The 7360-nt window shown below is 41.9% G+C and carries 6 protein-coding genes and 1 pseudogene; all 7 read right to left on the bottom strand.

Annotated features, from left to right (window positions below; genetic code table 11):
• On the bottom strand, positions 1-944 hold a 944-nt coding region (locus ACFIMS_RS08215), incomplete at its 3' end, for a phage tail protein (RefSeq protein ID WP_375696610.1).
• Positions 945-951: 7 nt separating this feature from the next.
• On the bottom strand, positions 952-1965 hold the full coding sequence (locus ACFIMS_RS08210; RefSeq protein ID WP_375696609.1) for a phage tail protein: 1014 nt from the start codon (positions 1963-1965) through the stop codon (positions 952-954).
• A gap of 8 nt (positions 1966-1973) precedes the next feature.
• Positions 1974-2975, bottom strand: a complete 1002-nt coding sequence (locus ACFIMS_RS08205; RefSeq protein WP_375696608.1) for a phage tail protein — start codon at positions 2973-2975, stop codon at positions 1974-1976.
• Between the two features lie 12 nt (positions 2976-2987).
• A complete protein-coding gene (locus ACFIMS_RS08200) occupies positions 2988-3638 on the bottom strand; it encodes a transglycosylase SLT domain-containing protein (protein WP_375632998.1) in 651 nt (216 codons plus the stop codon).
• Entirely contained in the window at positions 3635-5806 is a 2172-nt protein-coding gene (locus ACFIMS_RS08195) for a hypothetical protein (RefSeq protein WP_375696607.1), read from the bottom strand. The genes ACFIMS_RS08200 and ACFIMS_RS08195 overlap by 4 nt, the downstream gene beginning before the upstream one ends.
• A complete protein-coding gene (locus tag ACFIMS_RS08190; protein WP_375696606.1) occupies positions 5806-7101 on the bottom strand; it encodes a hypothetical protein in 1296 nt (431 codons plus the stop codon). The genes ACFIMS_RS08195 and ACFIMS_RS08190 overlap by 1 nt, the downstream gene beginning before the upstream one ends.
• A 42-nt stretch (positions 7102-7143) precedes the next feature.
• A pseudogene (locus ACFIMS_RS08185) lies at positions 7144-7360 on the bottom strand (hypothetical protein); the annotation flags it as partial.

The raw sequence follows: 7360 nt of genomic DNA, 5'->3' as shown, positions 1-7360 counted from the left end.
TCTGTAAACCAAAAGGGAGTCTCTACCTGTGGACTTCCTGCTATTTGGTCAAATTCTTGATTACACTTGTCCAAAGCATCCCCACTCAAACCTACACACTCTTCGTCTATAGCTCTCTTTCGCCTTGTCACGGGCGCTTCAGTAGAAGAAACATCCCGTTTTTTTCGAGAAGAAAGACCTTCTGATGACGCTGGACCTATAAAATGTTCATGCGCTTTTAAAGAACAGGATTGTATACTTGCAAAAGAACGCCAAGGGTCTAAATTGCGTTCATTATCAAGTCCCCGTAAAAATAGCCCCCGAAAATCGGGAACATTAAACGTCGTGGCGCCATCTCCTTCTCCCCACGTCGTTCCTATGACACAAAATAAATCCCAATAAACATACCGTGAATAAGCACTTCCATCACATGGCAACCAACCATCTGGCAAGCGCTCCATTGCAAACGGTCCTATCAGACCGGAAGGTAAACGTTTTAAGGAAGAAACTTTGCTCCTTGTCGGGTTGAGAACTTGCCAACCCGTAAGCTCTTCATCATACACAAGCGTATAAAGACAGCCATCTTGTATCTCTCCTCCCGATAAGGCTAATAAACCGGTTTCTGTCGCCTTATAAACGGGCTTACCAGCTAGATTATTTAAAGCAATTGTTGTCGCCCCAACATTCTTGCCCTTCGCTTTAAAACAAACCGATATGCCATTCTTATACTCTAAAAATGCCGATTGGCTTAGAAGCCTTATCACGCTCGTCTTTTGGTTATTATCAACCGTCACAATCCCTTCAAGCACACCCCCCGTATCCGATAAATACTCACTTACCCGTTGCATCATAAAACGAGCGCTATTATTAACCGTGTTAGGGTGCTGTCCCTCTGACCAATTAATTAAAGCATCAGCACCACCATTCTCAGATGCCGTTAAAGACCAATCATAAATCGTGGACATCTAAACCTCACGTCTTGATTCCAAACACAACACTCATATTAATCGGGCGCGTCTCACTTATACCTGAACTTGCCAATGCAACATCACGCATGTGAAGGTGGGAATGGGGAAAGGCGAGCTTATGGTGCACGCGTATATCCTCTGCTCTCACGCCCAAACGTTCAGCAAGCTTCAATCTTTGCTGGTCATTCAACACATATCCCCAGATGATCGTCATATCACCATGCCAACTCTCTTCCTGATTTTCATCATTCAAAATCGTAAAGGATTGACCCCCATGGTCATGCTTTCTCATTGCGTCATTTTGTAAAGTGCCAAGATAACGAAAGCGGTCTATCTCGCGGTCATCATCAACACCTCGTAAAAAAACACCACGCAAATCGGGAACATTAAACTTCGTCCAACTATCAGCGCCTCCCCACCTGATCCCTATCGCTTCATAAAGAGCAGGATAATCACGACGCAAATAAGCCTTCCCATCACATGGTAACCAGCCATCTGGCAAAACTTGCATCCCAAAAATCCCTATCGTCCCTAGTGGATAAACAGGGATAACCGGCTCTTGCGATAAAGAGAGAGGCGTAGGATTTAAAACTTGCCAAGCATGATCCCTATAAACCAAGCTATAAATGCACCCCCTTTGAAGCTCGCCTCCCGATAAAACACGGAGACCTAATTCCGTCGCCTTGTAAACAGGTTTAGCCGCCAAATCATTCAAGGCAATTGCGGTTTCCCCAACATTCTTGCCCTTCGCTTTAAAACAAATTGATATCCCATTCTTATACTCTAAAAATTGCGATTGGCTTTGAAGTCTTATCAACGTCGTCTGGTGTTCAGCATCAACCGTAAAAGTGCTTTCAATCACACCACTCGTATCCGATAAATACTCACGCACACGTTGCATCATCACACGAGCACTATTATTCAGACTACTAGGACGTTGTCCTTTTGACCAATCAATCAAATCATCACAATAGGCATTCAAGGAGGCATTTAAAGACCAATCATAGATCGTCGACATCTTACACCTCATGTCTTAATCGCAAACAGAACACTCACATTAACTGGACGCGTCTCGCCTTCACCAGTGCTCTCCAAAACAACCTCTTGGTTCTCATCAAGAGTATGAGAACTTACAATGTAGCCCCCTAAATTCTCACGCTCTATGCCCATAAAATTCGCTAGAGAGCTCCCCCCAAACAAGCCTAGACGATAGCCCAACACATCCGTCGTATTCCCATCCCAAAAGTTTTCGTTGCTGGTAAAATGAGACATCGAAAGGCTCTGTCCTTGATGTTGATGCGACTCAATTAAATCTGTTTGCACACTTGCAAAAGAACGCCCCTCATCAATATTGCGCCCTCCATCAAGCCCCCGTAAAAACATCCCTCGAAAATCGGGAACATTAAATGTCGTGGCGCCATCACCCTCTCCCCAAACCGTTCCTATCGTCTCAAATAAATCACCATAATCACGACGCAAATAAGCCTTCCCATCGCAAATTAACCAATCCTTTGGAATCCCGCGCATTCCAAACGTTCCTATAAAACCCGTGGGATAAAGATTGCTTTCTTCTTCTAAAGGGAGTGGGGTAGGATTAACAAGATGCCAATGATCTCCATTATAAAACAATGTATAAATGCACCCTTGTTGGATTTCCCCCCCTGATAAAAGCGATAAACCCGTTTCTGTTGCTTTATAAACCGGCTTGCCATCTAAAGCATTTAAGACAATCGTGGTCGCTCCAACATTCTTACCCATAGCCATAAAGCGCAAAACGATACCATTCTTATACTCTAAAAATTGCGATTGGCTTTGAAGTCTTATCACACTCGTTTGTTGGACATGATCATTTGTAACAATGCCTTCAAGCTCTCCACCCGTGTCTGACAAGTATTCCTTTACGCGCTGCATCATCACACGGGCGCTTGTGTTCACACTGCTAGGATGCTGTCCTTCGGACCAATCAATCAAATTATCCACGCGCGTATTATCCGACGCTCTAAGCGACCAATCATAAATCGTTGACATTTCTCGTGAATCCTAGCTTCTGTAAAATGGTCCGTAAAATGCCCGCATGAATTGCGTCATCAAAGGATTATCATCATCATCACTCTCTTCTTCTTCCGAAGCCTCTTCTTGTGATGCTAATAATGCCCTTAAAACCTCTAACAAGTTGTCTCTATTTCTAATGCCACCATGCGCTGTAGGACTTGCTCTATGAGGCTGCCCCCCATACATCTGTAATACACGGTTGACAAAATCACTTGCACGCATAGCGTTGTTTCCACCATTCAAGCCAACCGCATTGCTCCCAACAATTTGCGCCGCATTGGCATGGGGATTTTGAAGAAGCCGCGCGGCTCCTCCTGCACCTTGTTGATGGGCTAAATACAATTCTGCTTCACTAGGCGCTCTTCCCAATAGACGGCTTAAATGATTGCGATTATCAAGCGTCAACCGCCCCATGGCATCTGCCGCTTGCATGGGATCAAAACGATCCTGCAAACCATATTGTTTGGCGGTGCTGTCTATAAATTGATACAACCCACCCGCAGAAGAACGGGGATTCCTTGCATTGGGATTGCCGCCACTTTCCACTTGCGCAACACGGTACAAATAACTCTCTGGCAAACCATAACGCGCTGCTGCTTGACGGATCGCTTGCTCTACAGAAGGACTATAACGGGTCATCGGTTAAACATCCTCACAACCTCGTTTCCACTTAATCTAAACAAATCAGAAAAACGCTTTTTCACCCACTCTTTCGTCGCATATCCCTTATGATGCGCATTTACCATACGTTGAATCAGATCGACAATTTGAGCATTCTTAATCTCTGTTCCCCCTGTTAACAATTTGACAACATCCTTTTCAATCCGTTGACGCTCTCTAAACGCCGCCTCTTTGAAAGGAATCCAAGCAGCCTTCCCAGCAGCTTTTGCTAATTGTACAGCTGCATCATGTTTACCCGTTGGCATATTGACGTTATGCCTAAATGATATCTTTTCATCCGCTACACGACCTGGTATTCTATTATAAAAATCTGCATAATCGGCTTCTTTTTCGATAACCTTCTTGACCGCAGAAGCTTTATCGGCTCCATAAATCTTTGCAAATCGTTTATACAGATCATTCGTACCAAAAATCTCCTTTGCCTTGGATACTTCATCTTTTGTTTGACCCATACCTTGTAAAAGTTCTGCTCTTGAGCCCTTTTTAAAGTATTCTTGTTGTGCCTTTGGTAATTCATCAAAGATTTTACTGAATTCATCCTTATTAACCGACTTGCTAAGGATTTTGGAACCTTCATCCATGGCATCTAAACGTGAACTATATTGATGATACAATGATCGTGCCTTCTTATATTTAGGCGATATATCATCCATAAGCTCTAATAACTTTTTCTGAATGCCAACTAAGGTATGAACTTTACTATTATCTCCTATCTTCTCGGCTTCATCTCTCATAAGACCAAGTTTCACCTTCGTTTCATGGAGAACTCCCATGTTGGGTTTTTCTTTAAGGAGATTAAATTTTTCAGAAGAAAACGAACTGACTTCTTTGCCACCACTCGTGAATTCCTGTAGCCCTCCTTTATAAGCCTGTTTGAAGTATGGACGCTTCATTAATTCATTAAGAGCACCATAATGCTGTTCTCCTATTGGTGTTTTTTGAGCTATTTCGTAAAGAGTATGTGGTTCTGCTTTCCTAATCGCGATAAGATCATCTTTTAAACCTGTAACATTTTGACGAGGAACAAAGTGTTCATCAGCAGCTTGATGAATACGCTCCCCTCCTCCCAGCGCTCTCTGTTTAGCTCTCTTGGTTAAATCAAGATAAGCCCCTTGGTTTCTTTTCGCGATATCAAAAACAAGATCTTGTAAAAAAGGACTATGATCAGCTACGTAATCGGTAGGAACTGCTTTTTTAAAAGATTCTCCTAGCTCTTCAGAAGCTTCATTGCCTAAATGTTTACTGATTGCTCTTAACGTATCTTTTGAAACACCTTCTTTCGTATGAGAAGGAGAAAAAAGTCTTCGTATTCCACCAAAAGTAGAACCAAGCATACTGCCTACAAGATTTCCAGCCAATGCCCCGCCCATTCCTAAAGTTCCACCAGATGCCGTGGTTTGAAGTGTATTTAAAAGTCCTTCGCCTTCTCCTGCGCCATGTAATGCACCAGATGCTGCACCTACTTTAAGCAAATGAGGTAATGTTGTTTTGTTCGTGATGCCTAAAAATGGACTTGCAAATCGACTTGGGGGTAACTGACCTGCTTTCAAAAAGGCTTGACCTAATTTTGACCCCGCCACATTCCTTGCAAGTGTAGGCGCTACAAGGCGTGCTCCTGAGGCTAACAGTCCTCCCCCTAAAGTCGCAAGGGAAGGGATTGCCGACCCTAAAGCATTTCCAGCAAAAGAAGTCCAATAATGTTGATCACTCATCCTACGATAATAATCACGTATTCTATTGGCTTCTTTCTCATATTTTTCTATGGTTTTCTTATCTCCAGTCCAATAGTTGTAAAGCCCATTCAAAAAAGCACTTATTGCCCACTGATCATCAGAATCACGTCCTGCCGCTGTAATCCCCGCAATCTCATCATCTAAATTAAAACTCAATCCATGCTTTAAAGAGTTCCAAAAAGCTTCACTTTGCGTGATTTCGGGATGTTGGGGTGATGTTGTTTCTTCAAAGTTGGAGGCATCATTGAGAACATCAAAGCGATAGCGTGTTCCATCTTCTAAGGTCACATATCTAGATCGAGACGCATTATTTTGAGAATTATTATCAATAACATCAAAACGATAACGTGTTCCATCCTCTAATGTTACATATCTAGATCGAGACGTATTCATTACAATTTTACCTTCCTCATATGCTCACCAGTCTCAATATCTGTAAATTCAGTAATATCATTTCTTTTAGCAGCTTCTTGCATACTCATCCGAGGTATATTTGCACTGCCTCCTTGTGATGACTGATTAGCAGAGGAGCGACTAGCATCTTCACCTAGTAAATAGGCTTTTGCTTCAGGCGATAGTCTTGAAATAACATCTCTTATTTGATTCAGATTCCGCGTAAATAATTCTACATTCATATCAATGCTTAGTTCACCTAAAGAATGCTTTAGCATGTCAAGATCTTTATCACTGACATTTCCAAGTCCTACCGCTCCTGTCCTTGATAATTGCTTCAGTTCGTCTATACGATCACTTGCTATACGTTCCTTAATTGATTTCACGACTTTATCTGCACCATTTTCTTTCAATCCAGGAACAATGCTTTTAATCCAAGCAATCAGACCTGTTGCATACCCACCTTTTTCCTTAAGGTACTCATCAAGATATGTGAGATCTTTCAATAAAATACTTTTCCGTACTATATTATTTGCATATAGAGCTTTTGCACGTTCAGCTTCCTCATACGATTTACCACCTTCAACCATAATATATCTATATCCACCTGGTGCATTCGGATCTTCCACAAGCATCCTACCGTCATTGGTAAATTGGGAATTCCTATTTCCACCGTTCACTTTTTGTAATAGAAAAGCATTCAACGCATCTCTATTTCCAGCTATGAACCGCGCCTCTTCCTCACTGTACCCTTTAGATTTTAGATACTCGACAGTCTGATTAACCTGTCCTCTTTGTTTATCTCCTTCATGCAAGTTCTTCAGCCCCTTGGCAAAAAGTTGCCATCCAGATGAATTTGGACTAGCCGTTATCGCACCCATAAGAAAATCATCAATATTTTTACTAACATCAGACTGTGAAAAACGAGAAAATTTATCCCAAAAACTAAGATTTGGTTCAGGAGGCTGTTCTTGCAATGGAACTGGTTTTGTTGAAATAGGTGGAGAAGTCTCTAACTGAGGAGGAGTTTCTGATTGTGGAATCGGAGAGGGTTTATTCCCCTCATTATCTATCTCAGAAGGACGAATAGAACCTATTGGAGAAGGAGAAAAAGAGCCTATCTTATATGGATCATTCATAGAAATCGCATTAAGAAAAACTGGTAATTTATGTTTGTCCTTTCGTTGATTCGCTATTGATTGTAGTAAATCTTTTTCTAGTCTGCGTTCGTGTAGATCTTTTTCTAGTTTGGATATGAAACGTCTATCTCTCGGGTCAAAATCTATAAAAACCATTACTTTCCCTTTAACTATTTATTTTTTCTAAGATTATTCAAACTAAACGGCAGCATTTGCTGCCTTTTCCGCAGCCTTCTTTAATCCAAAAAGCACCATCATAGCATTCTGCCAAGGGTCGTTACCATGCATCTTAGATTCTGACATATTATTCATCGTCGTGCCGTAATTTCTTGCGAAGCCATGACCGGCGTTCATAAGCATATTCAACCTATTCCAGCCGCTATTGTCTTGTTCCAGCCAACGTTCTCTATTGGCA

The sequence above is a fragment of the Bartonella sp. AP331QHHD genome, assembly GCF_042195905.1.
Lineage (GTDB): Bacteria > Pseudomonadota > Alphaproteobacteria > Rhizobiales > Rhizobiaceae > Bartonella.
The sequence above is the reverse complement of the archived record's forward strand: the minus strand, read 5'-3'. Positions and strand labels throughout refer to the sequence as shown.

What these genes read in the sequence shown, in the direction of transcription:
- ACFIMS_RS08195 (WP_375696607.1), bottom strand. Translation starts at nt 5,806, where the DNA reads ATGAATACGTCTCGATCTAGATATGTAACATTAGAGGATGGAACACGT.
- ACFIMS_RS08205 (WP_375696608.1), bottom strand. Translation starts at nt 2,975, where the DNA reads ATGTCAACGATTTATGATTGGTCGCTTAGAGCGTCGGATAATACGCGC.
- ACFIMS_RS08210 (WP_375696609.1), bottom strand. Translation starts at nt 1,965, where the DNA reads ATGTCGACGATCTATGATTGGTCTTTAAATGCCTCCTTGAATGCCTAT.
- ACFIMS_RS08200 (WP_375632998.1), bottom strand. Translation starts at nt 3,638, where the DNA reads ATGACCCGTTATAGTCCTTCTGTAGAGCAAGCGATCCGTCAAGCAGCA.
- ACFIMS_RS08190 (WP_375696606.1), bottom strand. Translation starts at nt 7,101, where the DNA reads ATGGTTTTTATAGATTTTGACCCGAGAGATAGACGTTTCATATCCAAA.